Raw genomic sequence first — 26,023 nt, forward strand, 5'->3', positions numbered from 1 at the left:
ACAACAGCGTAAGGCGCCACAGCTACAACGGATACCATTCGCCAATAGCAGCAGAAAAGTTAGCGGCGTGAGAACCGAAAAGAATGTCCGAAATTACTGGACCAGTTCAAGCCAGCTCCCACATTTTGAACGGTGTACACCTGGCACAGCCTGCAAACCCGATCCCCTGTGGGAGCTGTCGAGCTTTAGCGAGGCTGCGAAGGCGGTGGGTCAGGCAACTGGGATGTTGCCTGTGCCGCCGCTATCGCAGGCAAGCCAGCTCCCACATTTTGAACGGTGTACACCTGACACAGCCTGCAAACCCAATACCCTGTGGGAACTGTCGAGCTTTAGCGAGGCTGCGATGGCGGTGGGTCTGGCGACTGGGATGTCGCCTGTGCCGCCGTCTTCGCAGGCAAGCCAGCTCCCACATTTTGAACGGTGTACACCTGACACAGCCTGCAAACCCAATCCCCTGTGGGAGCTGTCGAGCTTTAGCGAGGCTGCGAAGGCGGTGGGTCAGGCGATAGAGGTTTCGCCTGTGCCGCCGCTATCGCAGGCAAGCCAGCTCCCACAGTTTGAACGGTGTACGCCTGCCATAGCCTGCAAACCCAATCCCCTGTGGGAGCTGTCGAGCTTTAGCGAGGCTGCGAAGGCGGTGGGTCAGGCAATAGAGGTTTCGCCTGTGCCGCCGCTTTCGCAGGCAAGCCAGCTCCCACATTTTTAACGGTGTACACCTGACGCAGCCTGCAAACCCAATTCCCTGTGGGAGCTGTCGAGCTTTAGCGAGGCTGCGATGGCGGTGGGTCTGGCAACTGGGATGTTGCCTGTGCCGCCGTCTTCGCAGGCAAGCCAGCTCCCACATTTGATTGCATTTCAAAGAGGCTGCGCGGTGTTCATTCTGCTTCTTCCCTGCAATGCGCCCACTGATACAGCGCCGGCAACACCAGCAGGGTCAGCAACGTCGACGAAATGATCCCGCCGATCACCACCGTTGCCAGCGGCCGCTGGACCTCGGCGCCGGTGCCGGTGGCGAGTGCCATGGGGATAAACCCTAGGGACGCCACCAACGCGGTCATCAACACCGGGCGCAAGCGAGTCAGTGCGCCTTCGTTGATGGCCACCGACAACGAGCGCCCTTCTTCGCGCAGGTTGCGGATGAACGCAATCATCACCAGCCCGTTGAGTACCGCCACGCCGGACAGGGCGATAAAGCCCACCCCCGCCGAGATCGACAGTGGAATATCCCGCAACCACAGCGCCATGATCCCACCGGTCAACGCGAACGGAATCCCGGTAAACACCAGCAGCCCATCCTTGAGGTTGTTGAACATCATGAACAACAATCCAAACACCAGCAGCAGCGCCACCGGCACCACAATACGCAGGCGTTCGGAGGCTTCCTTCAGTTGCTCGAACTGGCCGCCCCAGGTGGTCCAGTAACCGGCCGGCACCTTCACCTTCTCGAGGATTGCCGCCTCGGCTTCGTCCACAAACGAGCCAATATCCCGCCCGCGTACGTTGGCACTGACGATCACCAACCGCTTGCCGTTCTCACGGCTGATCTGGTTGGGCCCCAGGACCAGGTCCAGGCTGGCCACCTGGGACAACGCAATAAAACCCAACTGCCCTGCCGCGTTGCCTGGCACCGGGATCAACAGCCGCGACAGCCCGTCGATATCGGTGCGCAGCGCGTCGGACAAACGCACAACCATGTCAAAACGCCGATCACCTTCGTACAACGTGCCGGCCTGACGCCCACCGACGGCGACGGCAATGGTGTCCTGCACATCGCCCACATTCAGGCCAAAACGCGCCGCCTTGTCGCGGTCGATATTGATGGTCAGCACCGGCAGGCCGGAGGTCTGTTCCACCTTCACTTCCGAGGCGCCATCGAGGCCCTTGAGGGTTTCGGCGATTTCTCCGGCGGTCTTGTTGAGCACCGCCATGTCATCGCCGAACACCTTCACCGCCACATCACTGCGCACCCCGGAAATCAGCTCGTTGAAGCGCAGTTGGATTGGCTGCGACAGTTCGTACGCACTGCCCGGCACAATCGCACTGGCCCGTTGGATATCAGCGATCAGGCTTTCCCGGGACTTGTTCGGGTCCGGCCATTGGTCCTTCGGTTTAAGCATCACGTAACTGTCAGAAATATTCGGCGGCATCGGGTCGGAGGCAATTTCCGCAGTGCCGGTACGGGCAAACACCCGCAGGATTTCCGGGACCTGGGCCATCAAGGTGGTTTCCAACTGCTGCTGCATCTGCACCGATTGGGTCAGGCTGGTGCCGGGCACGCGCAGGGCCTGTTGGGCGAAATCGCCTTCGCTGAGGCTGGGGATAAATTCGCTGCCCATGCGGCTGGCAACCACGCCCGAGGCGATGATGGCCAGCAGCGCCAGGCCGAACACCAGCGGCCGGCGCGCCATGACTCCGTCCAGCACCGGCGCATAGACACGGCGCGCGGTGCGCATCACCAGGTTTTCTTCTTCCTTGACCTTGCCGGTGACAAACAACGCAATCGCCGCCGGCACAAAGGTCACCGACAGAATCATCGCGCCCAACAAGGCGATCACCACCGTAAAGGCCATGGGATGGAACATCTTCCCGGCCACGCCGGTGAGGGCGAAGATCGGCAGGTACACCACCATGATGATCAGTTGCCCGAAGATCAGCGCCCTCCGCGCTTCCTTGGCCGCGGCAAACACTTCGTGCAGGCGCTCGCTGCGGGTCAACAGGCGCCCGTGGCGTTGCTGCGCGTGGGCCAGGCGGCGGATGGCGTTCTCGACAATCACCACTGCGCCGTCGACGATGATGCCGAAGTCCAATGCGCCGAGGCTCATCAGGTTGGCGCTGACCTTGTTGGTAAACATGCCGGTAAAGGTGAACAGCATCGCCAGGGGAATCACCATCGCGGTGATCAACGCCGCGCGGATATTGCCGAGGAACAGGAACAGCACCGCCACCACCAGCAGCGCCCCTTCGAAGAGGTTTTTCTTAACGGTGGCGATGGCTTTTTCGACGAGGTTGGTGCGGTCATACACGGTGATCGCGACCACGCCTGCGGGCAGCGAGCGGTTGATCTCTTCGAGCTTTTTCGCCACTGCCTGGGACACGCTGCGGCTGTTTTCGCCGATCAACATGAACACCGTACCCAGCACCACCTCACGGCCGTTTTCGGTGGCCGCGCCGGTACGCATCTCACGGCCGATGTCGACTTGGGCGACATTGCGCACGCGAATCGGCGTGCCATCCGCCGTAGTGATGACGATATTGGCGATGTCGTCGATGGACGCCACCTGCCCCGGTGCGCGGATCAACAGTTGCTCGCCGCTGCGCTCGATGTAACCGGCGCCGACGTTGGCGTTGTTGCGCTCCAACGCGGTGACCAGGTCGTTCAACGTCAGGTTGTAGGCCGCCAGCCGCTTGGGGTCCGGGGCGATCTGGTATTCCTTGGCGAAGCCGCCGATGGTATTGATCTCGGCCACGCCGGGGACGTTGCGCAGTTGCGGCTTGATGATCCAGTCCTGGATCACCCGCAGGTCGGTCGGCGTGTAGGCTGTGCCGTCGTCCTTGAGTGCGCCGTCCTCGGCCTCGACGGTCCATAGGAATATTTCCCCAAGCCCGGTGGAAATCGGCCCCATCGCCGTTTCAATGCCGCTGGGCAATTGTTCCCGCGCCACTTGCAGGCGCTCGTTGACCAGTTGGCGGGCGAAGAACAGGTCGGTGCCGTCCTTGAAGATCACCGTCACTTGGGACAACCCCGAGCGCGACAGCGAACGGGTCTGCTGCAACCCAGGCAAACCGGCCATCGCGGTTTCGATGGGAAAGGTCACGCGCTGCTCGGTTTCCAACGGCGAAAAGCCCGCCGCCGCCGAGTTGATCTGCACCTGCACGTTGGTGATGTCAGGCACCGCGTCGATCGGCAGTTTCTGATAGCTGGCGAGGCCGACACCGGCCATCAACAGCACCGCCAGCAGCACGATGATGCGCTGCTCGATGGCGAATTGGATAAGGCGCTCAAACATGGGGAATCACTCGCAGGATCAATGGGCGTGCTCGGCCGAGCCTTTGCCCAGTTCGGACTTGAGGATGAAGCTGCCAACCGTCGCTACTTGCGCACCGGCTTCCAGGCCTTTTCGCACTTCGACGTAGCCGTTTTCGCTCACGCCCAGTTCCAGGTGGCGAGTGACAAAGCCGTGCTCGGTGCGCTGGAACACCGAGGGTTTTTCCTCGACGGTCTGGATCGCGTCCTGAGGCACGGTGACCTTGGCCTGGAAGGTTTCGGTGGCGAGCTGCACGCTGACAAACAAGCCGGGGCGCCAGGCATCGTCGGGGTTGGGCACGCTGACGCGCACGGTGGCGGTGCGCGTCTGTTCGCCGAGCAGGTTGCCGACGTAGGCCACAGTGCCGCTGACTTCAGTGCCCATTTCGGTGGAGCTGACTTTCACCGGCTTGCCGACGCGCACCTTGTTCAAGTCCTTGGGAAACACGCCAAAGGTGACCCACACCTGGGACAGGTCCGAGAGGGTAAAGGCGTTGCTGGTTTCGCTGACCACTTCGCCGACGCCGAGGTGCTTTTCCACCACCACACCGGCAAACGGCGCACGCAGTTCGTAGCGATTTCCACCGACCAGCACAGCACTGCCGCTCAAGGCTTTCATCTTTTGCCGGGCATTGTTCAGGGCGATTTCGGCTTCTTGCAGGGTTTGCCGCGCCAGCAGGTAATCCTGCTCGGCGGAGATCTTGTCCTGCCACAATTGGCGCTCGCGCTGGAAGGTGGTGCGGGCCAGTTCGACCCGGCGCTCGCTGGCGGCCAGCTCACTGCGTTGGTCAGAGATCTGCTGGCTGGCGATCACTGCCAGCAACTCACCTTTTTTCACCGCCTGGCCGAGGTTGACCTGCACCGCCTCCACCACGCCCGCCGCACGCGGGACGATGTGGGAGGTGCGGTCTTCGTCGAAACGCACTTCGGCCGGTAACGTCAGCAGCGTGCTGAGGGAGCGCGGTTGCGCCTGGGCCAGTTGAATCCCGGCGGCCTGGATCTGCTGCTCACTGAGTTCCAATTCGCCTTCTTCTTCATCGGCGTTGGCAAAACCCGAGAGCATCAGGCTCAAGGCGACGGCAAGCGCCACGCCATATTTGTTGTGCATAGAGGACTCCAGGAAAAATCAAAAGCGGGCGAGGTCGCCGTAGATCCGCTCGATGCGCACCCAGGCGTCGGTGACTTGGGCGGTGGCCGTGAGGTACTGGTTACGCGCGGCGATCAAGGTCCGCTGGGCGTCGAGCACGTCGAGGAAGTTGAATTTGCCCATCTCGAAACCACGGGTGGCGCTGTCCACCGCGCTTTGGGCGGCCGGCAGGATCTGTTGGTTGAAGGCGCGCACTTCGGTGTTTGCGGTTTGCCACAGGTCCAGGGCCTGGCGGATTTCGGTGCGCAGGCGCAGTTCGGTGGCGTTGCGCAGGTCGCGGGCCTGGTCGGCGCGGCGGCTGGCGGCGAGGATGTTGCCCTGGTTGCGGTTGAACAGCGGGAGCGGCATCGACACGCCCACCAGGTTCACCCGCTCACGCGCGCCGGCGTCATATTGGCTGCCGATGGACACGTCGAGATCGGGAATGCGCTGGGATTTTTCCAGGCCGACGCTGGCTTCGCTGTGCAGGATTTGTAGCTCGGCCAGGCGCAGTTCGGCGGTTTGTTCGAGGCGCGCCAGCAACTGGGCAGCGGGAGGCATCGGCAGGCTTTGCGTGGCGACGGTCTGAAAGGCGACAGTGGCGCTGCCGGTGCTGGCCGCCAGGCGGCGATAGGCATCGGTGCGGCCCATTTGCGCGCGGTTGAATTCCAGGCGTATTTCCGACAACTGCACCTGGGCGCGGGTGGCTTCCACGGGAGAGGTTTTGCCCGCCGTCACGCGGCCGTTGGCAACCACCAGACCGCGTTCGGCCAAGGCCAGAGAGCGCTGGGCCAGGTCGAGGCGTTCCTGAGCGCGCAGGGCGCTGTAGTAGCCGTCGATCACATCGGCACGCAGGGTGTTGCGGCGCTGCTCCAAAGTCAGTGCAGCGGCGTCTTGGGCGCGACTGGCCACATCGATCCGCGCACCGCGCTTGCCGCCCAGTTCCAGGGTCTGGCTGAGTTTGACGCTGGTTGTGCGCGTGTCGCGGCGGGTGTCTTCGGCATCCACGGACAGCACCGGGTTGGGGATCAGCCCAGCTTGCTGGCGGCCGCCCTGGGCGATGTCGATTTCCCACTGCGCAGCGGCCAGGTCGGGGTTGTTGGCGAAGGCGCTCTGCAACGCTGAATCAAGGGTGAGGGATTGCGCCTGGGCAGCGCTGGTGGCCACCCACAACAGCGTCGCCCCCACAAGGTTTCTAACGGAAATTGGCATATCAAGAGTTCCACGCCCATGAAGTACAAACGGGTGGAATGTAGCGTTCGCGACTTATCAGGGCCGTGGAGCAAAGATTACAAATCCGACAGCAATGGCTCTGGAGCGGGCACTGAGGGCGAGCGCCGCTGATCGCACCAAAACGGCACACCCGCACTGGGCCAGCGCGGTATCAGGTATGCTTTTCGAGCAGGAAACAAAAAGAAACAATTTTCCCAACCTGTTCGATAAGGAGTCCCGTCTTGGAGTTATCGACTGCCGCGTGGATGGTTCACGACACCCGCCTCATGCTCTGCGTCCTGCTGGCCATCGCCAGCATCATCGTGCTGATCAGCGCGACCAAGTTGCCGCCGTTTCTGTCGATCCTGATCGGCACCTTTATTGCCGGTGTCGGCGCCGGGCTGCCGCCGGAAGAAGTGGCCAAGGCGTTCAGCAAAGGCGCTGGGGCGATCCTCGGTGAAGCCGGGATCATCATTGCCCTGGGCTCGATGCTCGGCGCGCTGATGGCCGAATCCGGCGCGGCCGACCGTATCGCCACCACCCTGCTCGGGCTGGGCAGGGGCAAGTCGTTGCCGTGGGTGATGGCGCTGGTGGCGATGGTGATTGGTTTGCCGCTGTTCTTCGAAGTGGGCCTGGTGATGATGGTGCCAATCATCTTTGTGATGGCTAAACGTTCGAACCAGCCGCTGTTGAAAATTGCCATCCCGGCACTGGCGGGCATGACCACCCTGCACGCCCTGATGCCGCCGCACCCGGGGCCGCTGATTGCGGTGGGCGCGTTGCACGCCGACCTGGGCCTGACCATGTTGCTGGGGTTTTGCCTGGCGGTGCCGGCGGTCATTCTCGCCGGGCCGATCTACGGCAACTGGCTGTCCAAACGCCTGCACGTGGATGAGCCGGCCGACATCGGCGCGCTGTTCAGCGCCCCGCCCAAGGCACCGCGTCAGCCGAGCTTTGGGGTGTCGTTGCTGATCATCTTGTTGCCGGTGATTCTGATGCTCGGCAGCACCTTGGCCAAAGTCGCCATGACCGCGGAAAACCCAGTGGCGCTGACGTTGAAATTTCTCGGCGAACCGCTGATCGCCCTCGGCCTGGCCGTGATCGCTGCCGTTATCTGCCTGGGCTGGGCCGCCGGCATGCCGCGTGCGGAAGTCGGCAACACCCTGCGCAAAGCCCTCGCCCCCATCGCCGTATTGCTGCTGACCATCGGCGCCGGCGGCGGCCTCAAGCAAACCCTGCTGGACGCCGGCGTCAGCCAGACCATCAGCAAGGTCGCCGAAGGTGCACACATGCCGTACCTGCTGCTGGCCTGGTTGATCGCCGTGGCACTGCGCCAGGCCACCGGCTCGGCGACGGTGGCCACCACCACCACGGCGGGCATCCTCGCGCCGATGATGGCGGGGTTGGCCGCGACACAAAGTTCACTGGTGGCGCTGGCGATTGGCGCGGGCTCGGTGTTCTTTTGCCATGTGAACGATGCTGGGTTCTGGATGGTGCGGGAGTATTTTGGGTTGCAGTTAAAGCAGACGATTTGGGTCTGGTCGGTGTTGCAGACGATTGTTTCAGTGGTCGGGCTGATCGGTACGCTGCTGCTCTGGCATTTCCTGACCTGACACTTAGGTAGCCAAGGTGTGGCGCTTGCCAAACAACGCCACACACCCCACCCCCACCGCCCCCATCACCACGCAATACCCCACGCAAATCCACGGGCTCGTCGGCATCAACGCAATCAACAACAGCGGCGTCGTACTCGCCCACAGCGCGTAGGCAATGTTGTAGGTAAAGGAAATCCCCGACACCCGCACGCGCGCCGGAAACAGCCCGACCATCACCGACGGCACCGCGCCCACCACACCACAGCTCAACCCCGCCACGGCGTATGCCGCGCCGAGCCAGAGGCCGCCGTTGATCAGGCTGGCATACAGCAGCGCAATCCCCACCGGCAGCAACAGGCTGTAGACCCGCACCGCGCGCCAGGCGCCGATGCGGTCCACCAGCAGGCCGGCAAGGACGCAGCCAATATTGAGGAATACGATGCCCAGGGCGCTCAAGGCGAAGGTGTGGCTGGGGCTCATGCCGAAGGTTTTTTGCATCATGGTCGGGGTGATGACCACGAGCACTACGACGGCGGAGGTGAGGACGCAGGTGAGGATCATCGCCGGCAGCAGCACGGCGCGGTGGTCGCGTAGCACGGTGCGCAGTGGCAGTTCGGCGGCGGCTTGGCGGCGGGCCTGCATTTCGAGGAACACTGGAGTTTCACTGAGCCAGCGGCGCAGCCACACGCCGATCACGCCGAACACACCGCCGAGCAGGAAAGGGAAACGCCAGGCGTAGTCGAGGATCTCGGCCGGCGTGAAGACTTGCGCCAGCAGCGTGGCGGTGAGTGCGCCGAGCAGGTAGCCGAAGGTCAGGCCGGCTTGTAGGAAACCCAACGCGTAGCCGCGGTGATGAACCGGTGCGTGTTCGGCGACGAAGGTCCAGGCACTGGGCACTTCGCCGCCGACCGCAGCACCTTGCAGCACGCGCAGAAACAGCAGGATCAGCGGTGCGAAATAACCGATCTGCGCATAGGTCGGCATGATGCCGATCAGCAGGCACGGCAGCGCCATCATCAAGATGCTCAGGCTGAATACACGTTTGCGTCCCAGGTGGTCGGCGAAATGCGCCATCAGGATGCCGCCCAATGGGCGCGCCAGGTAACCGGTGACGAAGATGCCGAAGCTTTGCAGCAGGCGCAGCCACTCGGGCATTTCCGGGGGGAAAAACAGTTGGCTCAAGGTCAGCGCAAAGAACACGAAGATGATGAAATCGTAGATTTCCAAGGCCCCGCCCAAGGCGGCCAGGCCCAGGGTTTTGTAGTCGGAGCGGGAAAAACGCTGCGCCTGAGGGGCAAGGGTGGCAGTCATGTGAAGGCTCGGCAGACAAACAAAATGGCGTGCAGGTTATGAGCTGGGCCGGATGATGGCAATCGCCGCAGATATATTTGTTTTCCTCATGGATCGATGAAGATAACTGCATTCCCATATCAATGGCCGTAGCGGAACATGCCGAAAAATTGCCTGCCCCATAATAAATACAAGAGGAATGACTCGTGGCCGATGCTATCGAAGAAAGCCGCTATGCCCGCTTTGCCCTGCGCTGCTCCAACTTCGCCGAACGCTGGTTCCCGGATTCGTGGGTGTTTGCCGCCCTCGCCGTGATTATTGTCGCCGTAGCGACCCTGGGCATGGGCGCCGCGCCGACCGAAGCCGCCAAGGCCTTTGGCGATGGGTTCTGGAGCCTGATCCCGTTCACCATGCAGATGGCATTTGTGGTGATCGGTGGGTATGTGGTGGCCAGTTCGCCGCCAGCGGTGAAGCTGATCGATCGCCTGGCGCGCATCCCCAAGAACGGCCGCTCGGCCGTGGCCTGGGTGGCACTGATCTCCATGGTGGCGTCCCTGCTCAACTGGGGTTTGTCCCTGGTGTTCGGCGGCTTGCTGGTACGGGCGCTGGCCCGTCGTACGGATTTGCGCATGGATTACCGCGCGGCCGGTGCCGCAGCTTACTTGGGCCTTGGCGCGGTGTGGGCGCTGGGGCTGTCGTCATCGGCGGCGCAGTTGCAAGCCAACCCGGCGAGTTTGCCGCCGTCGATCCTGTCGATCACCGGGGTGATCCCGTTCACCGACACGATCTTCCTGTGGCAATCCGGCGTGCTGTTGCTGGCGCTGATCGTGGTGTCGCTGATCATCGCCTACGCCACCGCGCCCGGCCCGAACAGCGCGCGTGATGCCAAGGCCTGCGGCGTCGACCCGGCATTCAACCTGCCCAAGCTGCAAGCGCCGACACGCCCTGGCGAATGGCTGGAACACAGCCCGTTGCTGACCATCTTGCTGGCGCTGCTGGCGGCGGGTTGGCTGTTTCATGAGTTCTCGACCAAACCGGCGATCAGCGCGATCTCGGGGCTCAACACCTATAACTTCCTGTTCATCATGGTCGGTGCCCTGCTGCACTGGCGCCCGCGCAGCTTCCTCGATGCGGTGGCGCGGGCAGTGCCAACCACCACCGGCGTGCTGATCCAGTTCCCGCTGTACGGCTCGATCGCCGCGCTGATGACCGTGGTCAAGGGCGGCGACGGCCAGACCCTGGCGCACCATATCTCGACGTTCTTTACGTCGATCGCTTCCCATGACACCTATGCGCTGCTGATGGGCGTTTATTCGGCGGTGCTGGGCTTCTTTATTCCGTCGGGCGGTGGCAAGTGGATCATCGAAGCGCCGTATGTGATGCAGGTGGCCAATGACCTGCAATATCACCGGGGCTGGGCGGTGCAGATCTACAACGCGGCTGAGGCGCTGCCGAACCTGATCAACCCGTTCTATATGCTGCCGCTATTGGGCGTGCTGGGGCTGAAGGCGCGGGATCTGATCGGGTTTTCCTTTGTGCAGCTGCTGGTGCATACGCCGCTGGTGTTGTTTCTGCTGTGGGCGTTGGGAACGACGTTGACGTATTTGCCGCCGATGATGCCCTGAGAGCAGCTGCAAGCTTCAAGTTGTAAGCCTTAAGCTTACCGCTTGAAGCTTGCAACTTACCGCTGCCTTAATTCCGTCACATTGCATTGCTACCGTCCTGCGAAATATCTTGCAACATCTCGCCAGGGACTCCCCGCAATGACCGATGAGCACGCAGACCGCCCTTCCGCCGATTCCGCCGATCAAGCGCCAGTAGACAGCAGCCGCCGGCGTTTCCTGGGAGGCGCGGCGGTGCTGGGGGTTGGCGCGACTTTGAGTGCTTGCGGCAACACAAATGAAGCACCGGGCAGCAAACCGGTGGCGCGCCCGCTGACGGCCCAGGAGCTGGACAAGGCCCTGCACGACCAGGTGAAAACCGTGGTGGTGATCTATGCCGAGAACCGCAGCTTCAACAACCTGTTTGCAGACTTCCCCGGCGTGGAGAAACCGCTGTCGGCCCTCAACCCCACCGACGCCCAGCAACGCGACCGCGACGGTAGCCTGCTGACCACCCTGCCCCCGGCCTGGGGCGGTGTGTTGCAAGTCGGGCCGCAAAGCGTGGACGGGGTGACGTATCCCAGCGAAGTGCAATTCCAGCAAAACCTGCCCAACGCACCGTTCGCCCTCAAGGGCCCGAACGCCGAGGACCTGCCTCTGAGCCTGGTCACCCGCGACCTGTGGCACGTGTTCTACCAGAACCAGATGCAGATCAACGGCGGCAAGAACGATAACTTTGTCGCGTGGGGCGATTCCGGTGGCCTGGTGATGGGTTATTACGCCCAGAGCCGTTATTCCCTGCGCCTGTGGGATGTGGCCAAGGAGTTTGTGCTCTGCGATAACTTCTTCCAGGGCGCCTTCGGTGGCTCGTTCCTCAACCACCAGTACCTGATCAGCGCCACCGCGCCGTTTTATCCGAATGCCGCGCAGTCCGTGGCCAAGGCGCAGATTGCCACGCTGCAAAGCGATGACCCGACCGACACGCGCCTGAAACCCTTGGACAAATCCCCGGCCAGCGCGATGACCGGCGCGCCGCAGTTCGGCCCCAGCGCGCTGACCCCGGACGGTTTTGGCGTGAACACCCTGGCCCCGCCCTACTGGCCGACCTGGATCCGTGACCCGGAAAACCCGGATTACTCCAAACCCGACCTGCCCAACGTGCTGGTGCCGCAAACCCACGAGCATATCGGCGACAAACTGTCGAAAAAGAACGTCGACTGGGCCTGGTACGCCGGCGCCTGGCAAGCGACGCTGGACCAGTTCAAGGACTCGGGAGGTATCCCGAAGATTCCGAACTTCCAGTATCACCATCAGCCGTTCAACTATTTCAAAAAGCAGGGGCCAGAGAACCGTGTCGAGCGGGACAAGCGCCTGCGTGATGGCGGCTTGGGTGACGAGTCGAGCACCAACAAGTTCTTTGCCGATGCCCAGGCTGGCAAGCTGCCTGCGGTGACCTTCTACAAACCCCAGGGCAACTTGAACATGCACGCCGGCTACGCCGACGTGGCCTCGGGTGACCGCCATATCGCCCGCGCCTTGAAGGTGCTGCAAGAAAGCCCGCAGTGGAAAAACATGGTGGTGGTGGTCACCGTCGATGAAAACGGCGGCTGGTGGGACCACGTCGCGCCACCCAAGGGCGAGCGCTGGGGCCCCGGCACGCGGATTCCGGCGCTGGTGGTGTCGCCGTTTGCACGCAAGGGCACGGTGGACCACACGGTGTACGACACGGCGTCGATCCTGCGCTTGATCACCCGCGTGTTCCAACTGGAAACCCTTGACGGCCTCAAGCAGCGCGATGACGCGATGATCGCCCGTGGCCAAAAGCCCATGGGTGACCTGAGCAACGCCTTGCAGTTCGAGGTGTAGGTTTTCTTATCCAATAGCGACACGCCCGGCGATTTCGCACGCGTGATGCCTGGTCAGCCGCTACTGTGTGGAGGTGGGTTTTCGCTGACTAGGAATCAACTATGTATAAACCGACCAGGTTGTCCTTCACCCTGGCCGCACTGATGGCCAGTGCGGTCGTGCAGGCTGACGTCGAAGTACCACTGGGCAGCACGCAACGTGTCACCCAGTTGTTCGCCTTCCCCAATAACTGCAACGTGATCTGCTTTCGGCCCTGGTCGCTGGAGCAGACGGCCGAGCATTATCTGACCCAGAGCCTGCAACGGGATGGCTACAGCCGCGCCAAAGTCAGCGTGAAAACCCACGACGGCCAGGTTGCGGCGACCTTCAGCGGCGTGCCCGACAGTTACGGCCAGCCCTTGACGGCCTTGCTCGCCACCGCCGACCTTGCGTACCAAGGCGCCAGCAAGCTCAACAGTGACGGCAAGTGGGCCTACAACTGGTACTTGTTCCTGCCGCTGGGGATGGCCCTGGAAAACCGCAAGAGCATCGAGCTGCTGCACTTCCCGCCGGATTATTCGCTGACCCAGGCTCAGGATTACCTGGAATCGAAAACCACCGACCGCTGGGCCGCGCTGCTCACCGACAACGGTATCCCGGCCACCGAAACCCCGGCCTACCAGACCATCATCGATATAGCGCCCATCGCCGCGCCGGCCAGCGCGGGCGCCGACTTGCAAAATGTCTACGGCTACTTCACCGACTACCAGACGCGCATGGTCGAGGAACTGAGCCTTCACCCCAAAGGTTCGTTGCCGATGGTGGCGTTCGGCGCGCCGGTGCGCAATTGGGTCAAGCAGCAGTACGGGCAGACCGTGGGCGTACTGGGCCTGGTGCAAATCAGCCCGGCGGCCGGCAAGAGCGTTTCAGTACTGGGTGCCAACCACCCGAGTTACATCTGGTATGCGGCCGACCCTGCCACCTATGACGGCAATGAACAGAAGGCCGACGAGGTTGGCTTGAAGGTCATGGGCCAGGATCTGAGCGCCGCCTGCTGGCAGGCCGGGATGGGGCAGAAACCGGCGAGCGACCCAAATGTGCTGCTCAAGGCCTGCATGAACACCTGGCAGGTCACGCGCAAGGAGCAGACGTGTGAATTGTTCTACACCTCGGTGCGCGAGTTCTCCCCAGAAAAAGCCAACGCCCTGTGCGCCACGCCGGCGATCAAGGCTCAACTCAAGCAGCTCAAGATCCCCGCCCCTGCACCCTCCGCCAACGCTCCAGCGTTGTAGCCCGCACAAAAAAAAACCGATTTCTACTGTCAACGTTGACAGTAGAAATCGGCTCCAACTTCAGTGAGTCTTGAGCCGCGCCCATCCGCTGCAAGACTGGTAGTCAGCCACCACCCGCAGGTCCATGCAGCCAAACCAAGGAGAGTTATGAAGACTCAGGCCATGGATAAGGCTAAAACGGCTGCGAGTGACTGCCTTTACCCTTTCAAGCCCCAGCTCGGGAAGGGCTACCCCTCGACACAACATTTTGAAGTGGTGCACGCCGCCGATGGTGTGGGCAGCGCGATCAAGACGCGGGTCACGTTTGACAGCCGCGTGTGCATCGCCAATATCTCCGGCTACGCCCTGAGCGAACGACGCCAGCACACGTTGCAACTGTCATCCCGTATCCACCTGTACGACTGTTGGTTTTGCGGGCTGTTTTCCCATTCATGCAAGCCGAATGTATTTCTCGACCTGCATTACCTGGAAGTCTGGACCCTGCACGAAATCCGCGCCGGCGCCCCGCTGACCATTGACTACGCCAACACTGAAGAGGTGCTGTTCCGGCAATTTGCCTGCCGGTGCGGCGAACTCAACTGCCGAGGCTGGATTACCGGGCGCAACGAACCGCTGAACGCCGAAGGCCAGGCCTTCATGGCCAAATGGCGCGAGCGCAAACAGCCTTAGGCTTCACCCAACGGGCGCAGGCGGTATTGCGGCGGCAGTTGCTCGAAGCCACTGATGGTGGTGTTCAAGCTCTTCCAGCGGCCATCCTTGATGCCGTAGATGCAGCCATGGATCGACAGGCTCTGCCCACGGTGCCAGGCGTTTTGCACAATGCTGGTGTGACCGACGTTCGCCACCTGTTGAATCACGTTCAACTCGCACATACGGTCAACGCGCTCTTCTTCGGTCGGCAACTGCGCCAGCACGTCACGGTTTTCGTAGTAGAGGTCACGGATGGTGCGCAGCCAGCCGTCGATCAGGCCAAACTGGCGGTCCTGCATCGAGGCGCGTACGCCGCCGCAGCCATAGTGGCCGGTGACGAGGATGTGTTTGACCTTGAGCACGTCCACCGCGTACTGGATCACCGACAGGCAATTCAGGTCGGTGTGCAGCACCACGTTGGCCACGTTGCGGTGGACGAACAGATCACCCGGCAGCATGCCGACGATCTCGTTGGCCGGTACGCGGGCGTCGGAGCAGCCGATCCACAGGTATTCCGGGGTTTGCTGGCGGGCCAGCTTGGCGAAGAATTCGGGATCTTCCTGTTTGATCGCATCCGCCCAGCGTTCGTTGTTATCAAGCAGGTCTTGTAGTTCGTTCATCAGGAAAGCCTCAGGAATGATGCGCAGTTTTGTGACTGACAACCCCTCGTCCAGGTCACGCCGCGCGCAAATTAGCTTGAATCTTTGAGGCGCAACGCCTGTCCACACACTATAAGCCCCACAGTATGAGGATAGGCCATGACTGAATCACGACGTCCCTACGGCGCTACGCAACCTGAGCCCATTGATGACAACGAAGACCGCATGGGCTCCATGCGCGAGCTGGATTTTGACAAGGAGACACCGAGTGCGCAGCGCGGTGATGAATTGACCCCAGAAGCGCTGACCCCTGAGAGCGGGGCGCGAGATGCGCTGGAGGAAGGGGACGATGACGCGGCGGATTATGATCTGAGCATTGTCGATGAAGATGAGATTGGCGGCGGGAATGGCCTGGATGAGGCCGAGCTGGCCGACATTGACCCCGTAGACGGAAACCGCTGACACAGCGCACAGCTCATTGTGAAACTGGCTTGTGTGGGAGCTGGCTTGCCTGCGATGCAGGCAACTCGGTTTTTCTTTGACACCGAGTTGGTCCTATCGCAGGCAAGCCAGCTCCCACAGGGGTCGGTGTTCACAGGGGAAAGTGTGTTTAGTCGACCAGCGTGCAGGCCATGACCACCGCATCTTCGCGACCGCCCACTGCGGGGTAGTAGTCGCGACGACGGCCAATTTCGTTGAACCCGTAGCGTTCATACAGACGGAACGCACCAGTATTGCTGTCACGTACTTCCAAAAAGCACTCCCGCGCACTGGCCGCATACGCCCGGGACATCAGGTGTTCCAGCAACGCCAAGCCCAGGCCACGACCCTGGTTTTCCGGCTTGACGGTGATGTTCAGCAAATGCGCCTCATCGAGGATGATCTGCACCACACCATGCCCCACCTGCTGCTCGCCTTCGAACATCAGCCAGATCTGGTACTTGCCCAGCCCGTCGAGAAAAATCCCACGGGTCCAGGGGTGGCTGAACGCCGCGTATTCGATTTTCAGCACGGCGTCGAGGTCAGCCTCGGTCATCGGGCGGAAGGTTAAAGCCTCACTCATCGGTTGTTTTCCAGCGCGCCATCAGCCGGCGCATGGCTTGCCAGACATCAGCCTTACGCTGTGGCTCTTCCATTAATAATTCCAGGCCCGGCAGGGCCCATACCGAGCCCAGGCCTTCGACCTGCAGCTCGCGGTACCAGGCTTCGGCATTGGCTTCGCCGGCAAAGCGCACGGCGGGCAGGCCGATCAGCCACAGGCACACGCAGGGTTCGTCTTCCAGGCGCGCAGACACAAAACCTTGCACAAAATCCCGCGCGGCGTCCGGGCCCTGGTCCATGTTGCCGCGCACCAGCAACGGCCAGCGCACCGGGTCGCCGACGATCTGCGGGCTGTCGGGCAGGCCAGCGGCGCGCAGCATGTCCTTGAGCAACATATAAGCCGGGTCGCGGGTCTGGAAACGTTCGCCGGTGGGCAGTTCCACCAGCAGCAGGCAGCGCCCGGCCCGCAGCAATTGCAGGGCAAAGCGTGGCGGCGGCACCACCGGCGCCTTGGCCACCGGGGCAGCCGCTTCGACCACCTTGGCCGCCTTGGTCACCGGTGACGGACGCGGCACTTCGACCTTGGCCCGCTCTACAACAGGGCGTACCGGCGCATCAGGCTTGATCACGGCTACCGGCGCGGCGGCTTCCTCGCCCGACGATTCGAACGCCTCATAAGGCTCAAGCGCCTGCAACAGCTCGGGCCGCGAGGGCGCGGCAAACGGCAGTTCGGTGCGGGGCAGCCAGTTGACCACCTGCATGGCGGTCAAGTAAGCGCGACGTCGGGACTCGATAAGCACAGCTCGGCCACTTGTGGATAAGTAAAGAGCGGGGATTCTACCGTTGTTCGGCAACAATCGCCCACTGCGTACTGACCGGCTGTGGATAAATCCCGCGCCTGATGCAGTACAATCGCGACTTTTCATCGCCAACCAGCCGGCCATTCCCATGATCGAACCCAAGCGCGTCCTACGCGCCCTCGCCGAACACTGGGCATTACTTGAGCCTCTGTGCGAACACTTCGACCAAGGCACCCTGAGCCTTGCCGAACTGCGCGCGCAACTGGCCGCCCAACAACTGGACAGCACGCCACAGGACATCACCAGCCTGTTGGACGTGTGGATTCGCCTGGACATCCTGGTGCCTGTCGCCAAGAGCCCGAACCGTTTCGAGCTCAACGCACAGATCCATGACTTCCTGGCTTATCTTCGCAAGGAGCACCGGCTTGGCCTGTGCCTGGAAATCGAAGCCTACCTGCGCCACCTTGAGCGCCTGGCCGGTTATATCCAGGACGCCTTCGACATCCGTGATGGCCACGACCTGGCCCGCCAACTGCGCTTGCTGGATATGCGCGTGCGGGATGTGCTGAAAAAACTCGCCAACGACGAACAGGCCCTCGCTGCCGTGGCCGACCGCGCCAAGACCAGCGACCGGCAGATTCCGTTGCGCCAGCGTTATGCCGAGGTCCTGGCGACCTGGGATGAATACGTCGAACCGATGATCCAACTGGTGAACGCCGACGGCGCCTTCGAACAAGGCGTGCGCAAGGTCGAGAACGTGCTGCTGCGCCTGCTCACCGAGCAACAGCGCCTCGGCCACCTGGTGGACGACGACATGCTGCTGCGCACCCACGCGCGCATCCTCGAAATGCAGACCAGCGCCCAGCTGACCTTGCGTCATGCGCGGGAGCTGCTGTTGCCGCTGCGTGAAGAAGCGCGTCGGCACAACGCCGTGACCCGTGGCGCGGCGCTGGCCCTGTCGGCGATCCGCCGCAAAGGCCTGGACGCAGTGCCACAGGCCGCGATGCCGATGTTTACCCGTCCGCAAAGCACCTTTCTCGGCAGCGCGAGCCAGGTGGAAGCCTATGTGTACGCCCTGGCGAATTTCGAGCCGAAACCGGCAAAATTCCCCAAGGCGCACAAATCCCACAAGGGCGAAGCCCAGCGCGCACCGCGCACCGTCAAGGAAATGCTCGAACGCTGCGAAGACGCGCTGCCGATGCCAGACCTGATGACCTGGCTGCTGGAGCAGGAACCGGACGGCGCCACCGACGAATTGCTGTACTGGTTCTCACGGCTGTCCCGCGAAAAACGCTTCAAGCGCGAACGCCTGGAACGCCGCGACTACCACACCACCGAGCACCAGGTCAGCCTGCGCTCCTTCGCCCTGCTCCCGGTTACGCCTGACGCGCCCGAGAATTCTGCGAGCATCCCTCATGCATCTTGATCTATCCGAACTGTCCCAGCTGGCGCCGATCTTTCGCGAGCTGTTCAAGGGTTACCACGTCAGCCGCCGCGACCCGGAGCTGTACGCGCAACTGTCGAACTTCCAGGACCAGTACCGCACGCTGTTCAAGGCCCTGGGCTTTGAGTTGGTCTGCGACACACGCGGTTTCTACTATTTCGTGCCGGACACCGCCGTGGCCGCCGCACAGGTAAACAAGACAGCGCAGCGCCTGGCCCTGTTCACGTTCATCATTGTTGAGCACTTGGCGGATCAAGGCCGCGACCCGATTGCGGTGCTCGACGGTGGCAGCCTGGGCCGCGATGAATTGCCGTCGCTGCTGGAGAAGTACCGCGACCTGTTTATCCAGGCCGAAGTGCAGACCCAGGAAGAACTCGAAGAAAAAATCATGCGCCGCATGACCCAACTGGGTTTTGCCAGCGAAGACAACGGTATCTATCGCTTCCTGCCGCCGATGCACCGCTTCCTCGATGTGTGCCTGTCGGTACAACAGGACCGCGACCTGGCAGCCAGCGTGCACAGCGTGTTACCACTGCCGGCGCCGGTGATCATCGACGAAGACAGCGATGAAAAACTGCTGAAGACCGATGACCCGCTGGACCTCAGCGACTTCGCCGAAGAAAGCGAAGAAGACGCCCTGGCCCGCGCCATTGCCGAAGAACAGGAGACCGACGCATGAGCAAGGAACGCTACGGCATCCGCCGCTTCGCCCTATTGAATACCGCAGGCTACAGCCTGGGTTTGTTCCCGCTGGAAGAACCGCTGTCGGTGTATGGCGCGAACAACCTGGGTAAATCCGCGTCGATCAACGCCTTGCAGTTCCCGATCCTGGCGCGCATGTCGGACATGAGTTTCGGCAAGTACACCCTGGAACAATCGCGACGCTTCTACTTTGCCACCGACACCAGCTACATCCTCGTCGAAGTGTCCCTGCCCCACGGCCCGCACGTGATCGGCGTAGTCGGGCGCGGCCCGGGCGGTGGTTTCGGTCACCAGTTCTTTGCCTACGCCGGCAAGCTGGACCTGGCGCATTACCAGAAGAACGACACCTGCCTGCGCCAGAAAGAGTTGTTCACCAACCTTGAGCGCGAAGGCCTGAAAGCCTACGAGCTCAAGCCCGATGAACTACGCCGTTTGTTGGTGGGCGGCCACACGTCGATCCCGCTGGACCTGACGTTGATCCCGCTGCGCTCTACCAGCGAGCAGAGCCTGAAGACCTTCCGCGCGCTGTTTATCAACCTGCTGCACATGCGTGAAATCACGGCGGCCAAGCTCAAGCAACTGTTCCTCGATGCGTTCGAACACAGCCTGCGTTCCGGTAGCGTGGATTACATCGCGGCGTGCGAAGAAGCCTTCCGCGATGTGCGACGCATGGAGCAGGACTACAACTCCCTGGTAGCCGCCGGCCCGCTGGTTGAAGCGCTGGCCAATGGCGTGCGCCTGCGCGACGTATTGCGCGGCAAGCTGCATCGCCTGTCGCCGCTGCTGGATTCGTTGCTGGGCACGTGGTCGGACTACGCCAGTGCGCGCAAGGAAGAGCTGACCATCCAGGCCGAGCACTATCGCGGCGAGCAAGACGCGCTGCAAAACGACCAGCGCGGCGGTACCCAGGAGCTGATGCGCCTGGAGCGGGAAATCAGTGGTATCCAGCGTTGGCTGGGCGAGCTGTCGGTGCTCAAGCATCGCTTTGCGCTGGTGGATGACGTGAAGGTGCTGGAGCAGCAATTGCTGGCGGCCAAGGATGCTCACGATGAACTGGCAGGCGCCCTGGCGCAGTCGCGGCAGTTCAGCGCCGAGGATTTGGACGAGCGCTTGCGCGAGCTGGAAAAGCGCTTGAAGTCGGTCAAGCAGCAGCTTGATCACGCGGACAACAACAGCTACGCCAAACTGCGCGAAGAATTCTCACAGCAGGATGTCGAGCGTCTGATGCGCCTGTTCAACAGTTCGCTGTTCAGCCTGCCGTTGGGCGAGCATGGCATCACGCTGGATGAGGACGGCCAGTGGGTCAAATCCCTGGAGCAGATCCTCGATGGCTTCAAGGGCGAACGCTTTGAAGTGCCGGGGCTGTCCATCGACATCTCCCACATCGAACCGCCGGCGTTGCAGGCCCTGGCGGATCGCGCCGCGTTGCGCGATCAGAAAGAGCGCCTGGAAAAAGAACTCAAGCAACTGAAAACCCAGCAGGCCGTGGCCTCTGACCGGGCGGCGAGCAAGACCCAGACCGAAGCGCTGTACCAACAGGTACTGGACGCGCAGAAGGCGCTGGAAGATTTCCGCCGGGCGCAAACACTGAGTGCCGAAGAAGGCGAGAAGCTGGAAAACCTCGCGCAGATGGAAGCGGCGCAGGATGAGTTGAAGCGCTCCAGCGATGCGTTTACCGAGCGCGTCCAGCAGTTGTCGGCCAAGCTGCAACTGGTGGGCCGTCAGATCGGCGATATGGAAGCCAAGCAACGCACACTGGATGACGCGTTGCGCCGTCGCCAGTTGCTGCCGGCGGACTTGCCGTTCGGCACGCCGTTCATGGACCCGGTCGACGACTCCATGGACAACCTGCTGCCGCTGCTCAATGACTATCAGGACAGCTGGCAAGGCTTGCTGCGCGCGGATGGGCAGATCGAGGCGTTGTATGCCCAGGTGCGCCTCAAGGGTGTGGCCAAGTTCGACAGCGAGGATGACGTTGAGCGGCGCCTGCAGTTGCTGATCAACGCGTATGCGCACCGTACCGATGAAGCGCTGACCCTGGGCAAGGCACGCCGTGCGGCGGTCACCGATATCGCGCGGACCTTGCGCAATATCCGCAGCGACTACGACAGCCTTGAGCATCAACTGGCGTTGTTCAACCGCGAGATCAACAAGCGCCAGGTCTCCAACCTGCAGAGCTTCCGCATCGTGCTCGCGCCGAACAAGGAAGCCCTCAAGCATATCGACCAGATCATCCACAGTGCCGGTCAGTATGAAGAAGGCGAAACCCTGTCGGTGTTCGACCTGAGCCAAAGTGCCGAGCAGGACAACAAGAACGAAGAGGCCAAGGAATACCTGGCGCGCCTGGTGGCCGCCAACCATAACCAGTTGGGCCTCAAGGATCTGTTCGAACTGGCGTTCGAGATCACCAAGGTGCATGGCCAGCCGGTGATTCACACCGACATCGACGGCGCGGCGTCCAACGGCACCACCATGACCATCAAGGCGCTGACCAACATGTATTTGTTGCTGCACTTGATGGACCGCGACCAGGCCGGGCGCGTGCGCTTGCCGTACTACCTCGATGAGGCGGCGGACATCGACGAGAAGAACCAGGCGGCGTTGCTGGAAACCAGTCTGCAACTGGGCTTTGTGCCGATTCTGGCCAGTGTGAAGCCACAGGTTTCCGCCCAGGTGGCGATTGACCTGGAAGGCGGCAGCGGGCCGAACGGGATCTATATCGATGAGGCGGATTGGAAGTACATTCGTCGTCACGATGTGGTGAAGGCGACGGTGAATGTGCAGGCGGATGAGCCGGAGTTGGATGAGGTCTGAGTTTTTGGACTGACATGAAAAAGGCCCCTGGGTGTGAATCCAGGGGCCTTTTTTATTGCCTGTTCGGGCCTCATCGCGGGCAAGCCCGCTCCCACATTTGGAATGCATTGGTTCTGAAAATGCATTCCCCTGTGGGAGCGGGCTTGCCCGCGATGGCCGCGCCTCGGTCTACTTGCCGAGTGGGATTTTAGGCGCCCAGGTCAGCCATTCATCCTCAAACTTGTCGAACAGCGGGAAGGTCTGCTGCGCAAGTGCAACATTGCCCATACGATCGCCATCTGGCGTAGCGAAGGCAATGCCACCCGCGACCAGCGTCTCTAAGGACTCAGTTCGCACCGTCGCCCCTTTGAACAGGCCGAAGTCGAGACCAAAGCCACTGGTGTTCCAGAAGCGGCTGCCGCTACGTACCAGCGGTGCGTACTTGGGCTCGATCAGGACGTGGATCAGCACGCGGTCAGCGGTCTGCCCCAGCTCGTAGCCGGTGACTTTGCCCACGGTGACTTCGCGGTAGGTCACGGGTACGCCTTCCTTCAGCGAGCCACGCCGTGCGGCGCTGAGGGTGAGGCTCAGGCCTTCCTCTTGGTGAACGGCTTTCGGCGGTTCATCCAGTGCGACGAAGCTCTTTTGCGGGCCTGCGTTTTTCACCGCTGGCTGCACTTCGATGTATTGGCCGGTGACCAGGGTTTCCAGGTTCGAGGTTTTCATCAGGCCCAGCTCAGGCTTGACCACCCAGAACTGGCTGCCCACGCGGGCGATGCGGTCCGCCACTTGAGTAATGCGCGCGCTGAGCAACACCGACTGCATGTCGGCGCTGAGATCGACGCTTTCGATCTTGCCCACATCCAGGCCTTTGAAACGTACCGGTGTGCCCGGGCGCATGCCGTCGGCGCGATCGACCTTGATCGTCACCAGAGTGCCGCGCTGATTGGCAGCCTCGCGGTCGGTAAACAGGCGGAAGCGCGGAATGCGCTTCTTCAACGGCACGTTCTGCTCTGGGGTTTCGAAGGCGATACCGCCGGCCATCAGGCTGGCCAGGGATTCACTCTTGACCTGGATGCCGCCGGTGAGGCCGCCGGTCAGGGTGACGCCGCTGGCATTCCAGAAACGCGTGGAGCCGTTGACCAGGTTTTCGTATTCCTTCTCGATGTGGACGCCGATCACCAGCTGCTTGTTCTTGCGCGAGAACTGGTAGCTCTGTACCGAGCCGACCTTGACCTGTTTGTAGAGGATCGGGCTGCCGACATCCAGCGAACCGAGGTTATCGGTGAACAACACCATGTGCAGCCCCGGGGAACGCAGGTCCAAGGGTGGCGCCTTGGCGCGGGCGACGAATTCGCGCTGAGGGGCGCTGCCTTTGTCGCCGGGGCGGATGGCGATGTAGTTGCCTTTGACCAAGGCCTCAAGCCCGGTGATACCGGCCAGGGAAATAGATGGCTTGACCACCCAGAACTGGGTGTCCTGCACCAGGTAGTCTTCGGCCAGCGGGTCGAGGGTCAGTTCGGCGTTGGCGCTGGACAGCGACGGGTCGATCTTCAGGGTTTTCAGGCTGCCGACCTGGATGCCTTTGTACATCACCGGTGTGCGGCCGGCTTGCAGGCCTTCGAAATCGGTGAGCTTGACCTTGACCTTGATGCCGGCCGCAGCCGCGTCGAAATCTTCGTACAGGCGGAAGGGCAGGCTTGGGTCTGTGGGCGGGCTGTCCTTGCGGTTCTCCGGCGTGGCGAAGGCAATGCCGCCGGCGACGATGCTGGAAAGGGATTCGCTGCGCACCTTCACGCCGGAGAGGTTGGCGTCGATGCTGATGCCGCTGGCGTTCCAGAAACGCGTGTGTTTGCGCACCAGGTTGGCGTAGGTCGGTTCGATGTAGACCTTGATTTCAACGGTGCTCTGGTCTTCGGAGAGCAGGTAGCTTTTGACCTGGCCGACCTGGATCTGCTTGTAGAACACCGGGCTGCCACGGTTGAGCGAGCCGAGGCGGTCGGCCTTGACGGTCAGGTGCAGGCCGGGCTTGGCGTCGGACAAGGGCGGCTCTTCGGAGAGCGCCTTGAATTTGCGCGTGGGTTCGCCATCACCGGGGCTGGCGGCGATGTAGTTACCCGAGACCAGGGTTTCCAGACCGGTGATGCCGGCCAGGCTGACACTGGGCTTGACCAGCCAGAAGCGCGTGTTGGTCTTGAGGTACTGGTCGACGTCCTTGTTCATCTCGATGGTGGCGATCACCCCGCGATTACTGCCTTCGTCGTCCAGGGCCAAGGCCTTGACCTTGCCCACCGTCATGCCTTTGTAGACCACTTCGGTCTTGTTGACCTGGATACCTTCGCCGCTTTCGAAGCGCACCTGGATATCGATGCCCTGCTGGGTATAGGCGCGCCATCCCAGCCAGCCGCCGATGACCAGGGCAATCAGGGGTAGCACCCAGATGGCCGACCAGTTGGAGGCCGGGCGGGTTTTAGCTTTTGGCAAATCACTCATGGTCGTCGTCCGACTCCGTGTTATCCCAAATCAGTCGGGGATCAAAAGTTACTGCGGCAAGCATCGTCAAGATCACCACACTGGCGAACGCCGCAGCGCCGAGATTGGCCTCGACACTGGCAAGTCGCCCGAAGTTTACAACCGCCACCAGGATGGCGATCACGAAAATATCCAACATGGACCAGCGGCCAATGAATTCGATAAAGCGGTACATGACGATACGTTGTTGTGCGGACAGCGGCTGATGGCGCTGCACGGAGAACAGTAGCAGACCAATACCAACGAGCTTGAAGGTTGGCACCAGAATACTGGCGATGAACACCACGGCGGCGATGGGGAACATGCCATGCTGCACCAGTTGGATCACGCCCGCCATGATGGTACTGGGGTCGCCCTGCCCGAGGGAGTTGATCGTCATGATGGGCAAAAGGTTGGCCGGGATATACAGAATGGCCGCCGTGATCAGCAATGCCCAGGTCCGTGTGAGGCTGTTGGGACGTCGGGCATGGACCAGCGCGCCGCAACGGGTGCAGGTTTGCTCATCGGTATCCGGCTCTTGTTTGTTCAACTCATGGCATTCGGTACAAATCAGAATGCCAGCATCAATCGCCCGCATGTTCATCCTCTCCTGACAGTGCTTGCCAGATCTGGTGCGGCGACATCACCACCTCAAGCAGGACCTGAACCATTAATAGGCTGACAAAACAGACCAGGCCCAGGCCGATGGTGATGGAGGCCATGTCGGCGAGTTTTACGATCGCGACCAGGACGCCCATCAGGTAGACCTCCAACATGCCCCAGTCTTTCATGTGGTGGTAGATACGGTAGAGCAGCAGCCCGTAGCTGCGGCCGATGTTCCAGCGAATGCTGAGCAGAACCGCCAATTGGCAGAGCAGCTTGAGCAGGGGAATGCCCATGCTGCACAGGAAGACCACGACGGCAACGCCTTGCATCCCCGTATTGAACAGAGCGACGACGCCACTCCATACGGTGTCCTCCGAAGACTGTCCCAGTAGATTGAGCTGCATGATGGGCAAAAAGTTCGCGGGGATATACAGCAGCAGCGCGGCGATAACCAGGGCGAGGCTTCGCTCAACGACATTGTGGCGGTGAGCATACAGCTCGTAACCGCAACGCGGGCATTGGGCTTTTTCGCCAAGGGCGAGCGCTGGTTTGCGCATCAGCAAGTCACACTCATGGCATGCCACCAGGTCGTCCAGTGGTAAATCCGATACCTCGGGGGTATCAACCGGATCGGGCATAAATAGGGCTCGGGCTCTAAAAAGGTTAGGTGCCTATTCTAGTGGTCTGGTTCAGAAATAACTGTGCAAATTTGTCGGGGCTTGTTTTGCTTTTCTCGCGCCCAAAACAAAACCCCATCTGCTTTCGCAAATGGGGTTTCGGAATTTAATCTTGACGATGACCTACTCTCACATGGGGAAACCCCACACTACCATCGGCGATGCATCGTTTCAC

The 26,023-nt window shown here is 61.7% G+C and carries 19 protein-coding genes; 9 read left to right on the top strand and 10 right to left on the bottom strand.

Features of this window, described 5'->3' with window-relative positions:
• Nucleotides 1-875: 875 nt before the first annotated feature.
• Genes ACU688_RS27860 through ACU688_RS27870 form a run of 3 tightly spaced genes read right to left on the bottom strand, consistent with a single transcriptional unit; the run spans nucleotide 876 to nucleotide 6,362 of the window.
• Nucleotides 876-4,007 (bottom strand): CusA/CzcA family heavy metal efflux RND transporter, encoded by a 3,132-nt coding sequence (locus tag ACU688_RS27860; RefSeq protein ID WP_448187196.1) that lies wholly within the window; start codon nucleotides 4,005-4,007, stop codon nucleotides 876-878.
• An 18-nt stretch (nucleotides 4,008-4,025) separates the two neighbouring features.
• Nucleotides 4,026-5,132 carry an efflux RND transporter periplasmic adaptor subunit gene (locus ACU688_RS27865; protein ID WP_448187197.1) on the bottom strand — a complete coding sequence of 369 codons (1,107 nt, stop codon included), beginning with the start codon at nucleotides 5,130-5,132 and terminating at the stop codon, nucleotides 4,026-4,028.
• 18 nt (nucleotides 5,133-5,150) lie between these two features.
• Complete coding sequence (locus ACU688_RS27870) at nucleotides 5,151-6,362, bottom strand: TolC family protein (protein WP_448187198.1); 1,212 nt, start codon at nucleotides 6,360-6,362, stop codon at nucleotides 5,151-5,153.
• 242 nt (nucleotides 6,363-6,604) lie between these two features.
• Here ACU688_RS27870 and ACU688_RS27875 point away from each other — a divergent pair, with 242 nt between their 5' ends.
• Complete coding sequence (locus tag ACU688_RS27875; protein WP_448187199.1) at nucleotides 6,605-7,975, top strand: GntT/GntP/DsdX family permease; 1,371 nt, start codon at nucleotides 6,605-6,607, stop codon at nucleotides 7,973-7,975.
• 3 nt (nucleotides 7,976-7,978) lie between these two features.
• On the opposite strand, the gene ACU688_RS27880 is transcribed toward ACU688_RS27875, so the two are convergent.
• Nucleotides 7,979-9,268 carry an MFS transporter gene (locus tag ACU688_RS27880; RefSeq protein WP_448187200.1) on the bottom strand — a complete coding sequence of 430 codons (1,290 nt, stop codon included), beginning with the start codon at nucleotides 9,266-9,268 and terminating at the stop codon, nucleotides 7,979-7,981.
• 185 nt (nucleotides 9,269-9,453) lie between these two features.
• Here ACU688_RS27880 and ACU688_RS27885 point away from each other — a divergent pair, with 185 nt between their 5' ends.
• The 4 genes from ACU688_RS27885 to ACU688_RS27900 all read left to right on the top strand — a co-directional run bounded on the left by ACU688_RS27885 (nucleotide 9,454) and on the right by ACU688_RS27900 (nucleotide 14,654).
• On the top strand, nucleotides 9,454-10,872 hold the full coding sequence (locus ACU688_RS27885) for a short-chain fatty acid transporter (protein ID WP_448187201.1): 1,419 nt from the start codon (nucleotides 9,454-9,456) through the stop codon (nucleotides 10,870-10,872).
• A 138-nt stretch (nucleotides 10,873-11,010) separates the two neighbouring features.
• Nucleotides 11,011-12,714 (top strand): acid phosphatase, encoded by a 1,704-nt coding sequence (locus ACU688_RS27890; RefSeq protein WP_448187202.1) that lies wholly within the window; start codon nucleotides 11,011-11,013, stop codon nucleotides 12,712-12,714.
• Nucleotides 12,715-12,815: 101 nt separating this feature from the next.
• Entirely contained in the window at nucleotides 12,816-13,985 is a 1,170-nt protein-coding gene (locus tag ACU688_RS27895; protein ID WP_448187203.1) for a hypothetical protein, read from the top strand.
• A gap of 147 nt (nucleotides 13,986-14,132) precedes the next feature.
• On the top strand, nucleotides 14,133-14,654 hold the full coding sequence (locus ACU688_RS27900; RefSeq protein ID WP_448187204.1) for an SET domain-containing protein: 522 nt from the start codon (nucleotides 14,133-14,135) through the stop codon (nucleotides 14,652-14,654).
• On the opposite strand, the gene can is transcribed toward ACU688_RS27900, so the two are convergent.
• Entirely contained in the window at nucleotides 14,651-15,295 is a 645-nt protein-coding gene (can, locus tag ACU688_RS27905) for a carbonate dehydratase (RefSeq protein ID WP_003188288.1), read from the bottom strand. The two genes, ACU688_RS27900 and can, sit on opposite strands and share 4 nt — an antisense overlap.
• Nucleotides 15,296-15,433: 138 nt before the next feature.
• Between can and ACU688_RS27910 the strand changes: the two genes are divergently transcribed.
• Nucleotides 15,434-15,736: a serine kinase/phosphatase gene (locus tag ACU688_RS27910; protein WP_448187205.1), complete on the top strand. Its 303-nt coding sequence runs from the start codon at nucleotides 15,434-15,436 to the stop codon at nucleotides 15,734-15,736.
• Between the two features lie 148 nt (nucleotides 15,737-15,884).
• Here the strand turns inward: ACU688_RS27910 and rimI are convergent, their stop codons facing one another.
• On the bottom strand, nucleotides 15,885-16,337 hold the full coding sequence (gene rimI / locus ACU688_RS27915) for a ribosomal protein S18-alanine N-acetyltransferase (RefSeq protein WP_017737118.1): 453 nt from the start codon (nucleotides 16,335-16,337) through the stop codon (nucleotides 15,885-15,887).
• Nucleotides 16,330-17,076: an energy transducer TonB gene (locus ACU688_RS27920; RefSeq protein ID WP_448187208.1), complete on the bottom strand. Its 747-nt coding sequence runs from the start codon at nucleotides 17,074-17,076 to the stop codon at nucleotides 16,330-16,332. Before ACU688_RS27920 ends, rimI begins: the two co-directional genes overlap by 8 nt.
• 187 nt (nucleotides 17,077-17,263) lie before the next feature.
• On the opposite strand from ACU688_RS27920, the gene mksB reads away from it, so the two are divergent.
• The 3 genes from mksB to mksF are packed head-to-tail and all read left to right on the top strand — an operon-like array spanning nucleotide 17,264 to nucleotide 22,075.
• Complete coding sequence (gene mksB / locus ACU688_RS27925; RefSeq protein ID WP_017737116.1) at nucleotides 17,264-18,541, top strand: Mks condensin complex protein MksB; 1,278 nt, start codon at nucleotides 17,264-17,266, stop codon at nucleotides 18,539-18,541.
• The gene (gene mksE / locus ACU688_RS27930; RefSeq protein WP_017529960.1) at nucleotides 18,531-19,238 is read left to right on the top strand and encodes an Mks condensin complex protein MksE; all 708 of its coding nucleotides are present in this window, start codon (nucleotides 18,531-18,533) and stop codon (nucleotides 19,236-19,238) included. Before mksB ends, mksE begins: the two co-directional genes overlap by 11 nt.
• A complete protein-coding gene (mksF, locus tag ACU688_RS27935; protein WP_207040193.1) occupies nucleotides 19,235-22,075 on the top strand; it encodes an Mks condensin complex protein MksF in 2,841 nt (946 codons plus the stop codon). The genes mksE and mksF overlap by 4 nt, the downstream gene beginning before the upstream one ends.
• A 168-nt stretch (nucleotides 22,076-22,243) precedes the next feature.
• On the opposite strand, the gene ACU688_RS27940 is transcribed toward mksF, so the two are convergent.
• From ACU688_RS27940 to ACU688_RS27950, 3 genes are read right to left on the bottom strand one after another with little or no spacing between them, the layout of a single operon-like run.
• Nucleotides 22,244-24,547: a PqiB family protein gene (locus ACU688_RS27940; protein ID WP_448187206.1), complete on the bottom strand. Its 2,304-nt coding sequence runs from the start codon at nucleotides 24,545-24,547 to the stop codon at nucleotides 22,244-22,246.
• Complete coding sequence (locus tag ACU688_RS27945; protein ID WP_448187207.1) at nucleotides 24,540-25,163, bottom strand: paraquat-inducible protein A; 624 nt, start codon at nucleotides 25,161-25,163, stop codon at nucleotides 24,540-24,542. The genes ACU688_RS27940 and ACU688_RS27945 overlap by 8 nt, the downstream gene beginning before the upstream one ends.
• Complete coding sequence (locus ACU688_RS27950) at nucleotides 25,150-25,809, bottom strand: paraquat-inducible protein A (protein WP_026136821.1); 660 nt, start codon at nucleotides 25,807-25,809, stop codon at nucleotides 25,150-25,152. Before ACU688_RS27950 ends, ACU688_RS27945 begins: the two co-directional genes overlap by 14 nt.
• Nucleotides 25,810-26,023 lie beyond the last annotated feature (214 nt).

Source organism: Pseudomonas acericola (SeqCode) (genome assembly GCF_053456465.1).

Coding starts and splice junctions, on each gene's coding strand:
- ACU688_RS27860 (WP_448187196.1), bottom strand. CDS start 4,007: ATGTTTGAGCGCCTTATCCAATTCGCCATCGAGCAGCGCATCATCGTG.
- ACU688_RS27865 (WP_448187197.1), bottom strand. CDS start 5,132: ATGCACAACAAATATGGCGTGGCGCTTGCCGTCGCCTTGAGCCTGATG.
- ACU688_RS27870 (WP_448187198.1), bottom strand. CDS start 6,362: ATGCCAATTTCCGTTAGAAACCTTGTGGGGGCGACGCTGTTGTGGGTG.
- ACU688_RS27880 (WP_448187200.1), bottom strand. CDS start 9,268: ATGACTGCCACCCTTGCCCCTCAGGCGCAGCGTTTTTCCCGCTCCGAC.
- ACU688_RS27890 (WP_448187202.1), top strand. CDS start 11,011: ATGACCGATGAGCACGCAGACCGCCCTTCCGCCGATTCCGCCGATCAA.
- ACU688_RS27895 (WP_448187203.1), top strand. CDS start 12,816: ATGTATAAACCGACCAGGTTGTCCTTCACCCTGGCCGCACTGATGGCC.
- ACU688_RS27900 (WP_448187204.1), top strand. CDS start 14,133: ATGAAGACTCAGGCCATGGATAAGGCTAAAACGGCTGCGAGTGACTGC.
- can (WP_003188288.1), bottom strand. CDS start 15,295: ATGAACGAACTACAAGACCTGCTTGATAACAACGAACGCTGGGCGGAT.
- ACU688_RS27910 (WP_448187205.1), top strand. CDS start 15,434: ATGACTGAATCACGACGTCCCTACGGCGCTACGCAACCTGAGCCCATT.
- rimI (WP_017737118.1), bottom strand. CDS start 16,337: ATGAGTGAGGCTTTAACCTTCCGCCCGATGACCGAGGCTGACCTCGAC.
- ACU688_RS27920 (WP_448187208.1), bottom strand. CDS start 17,076: ATGCAGGTGGTCAACTGGCTGCCCCGCACCGAACTGCCGTTTGCCGCG.
- mksB (WP_017737116.1), top strand. CDS start 17,264: ATGATCGAACCCAAGCGCGTCCTACGCGCCCTCGCCGAACACTGGGCA.
- mksE (WP_017529960.1), top strand. CDS start 18,531: ATGCATCTTGATCTATCCGAACTGTCCCAGCTGGCGCCGATCTTTCGC.
- mksF (WP_207040193.1), top strand. CDS start 19,235: ATGAGCAAGGAACGCTACGGCATCCGCCGCTTCGCCCTATTGAATACC.
- ACU688_RS27940 (WP_448187206.1), bottom strand. CDS start 24,547: ATGAGTGATTTGCCAAAAGCTAAAACCCGCCCGGCCTCCAACTGGTCG.
- ACU688_RS27945 (WP_448187207.1), bottom strand. CDS start 25,163: ATGCGGGCGATTGATGCTGGCATTCTGATTTGTACCGAATGCCATGAG.
- ACU688_RS27950 (WP_026136821.1), bottom strand. CDS start 25,809: ATGCCCGATCCGGTTGATACCCCCGAGGTATCGGATTTACCACTGGAC.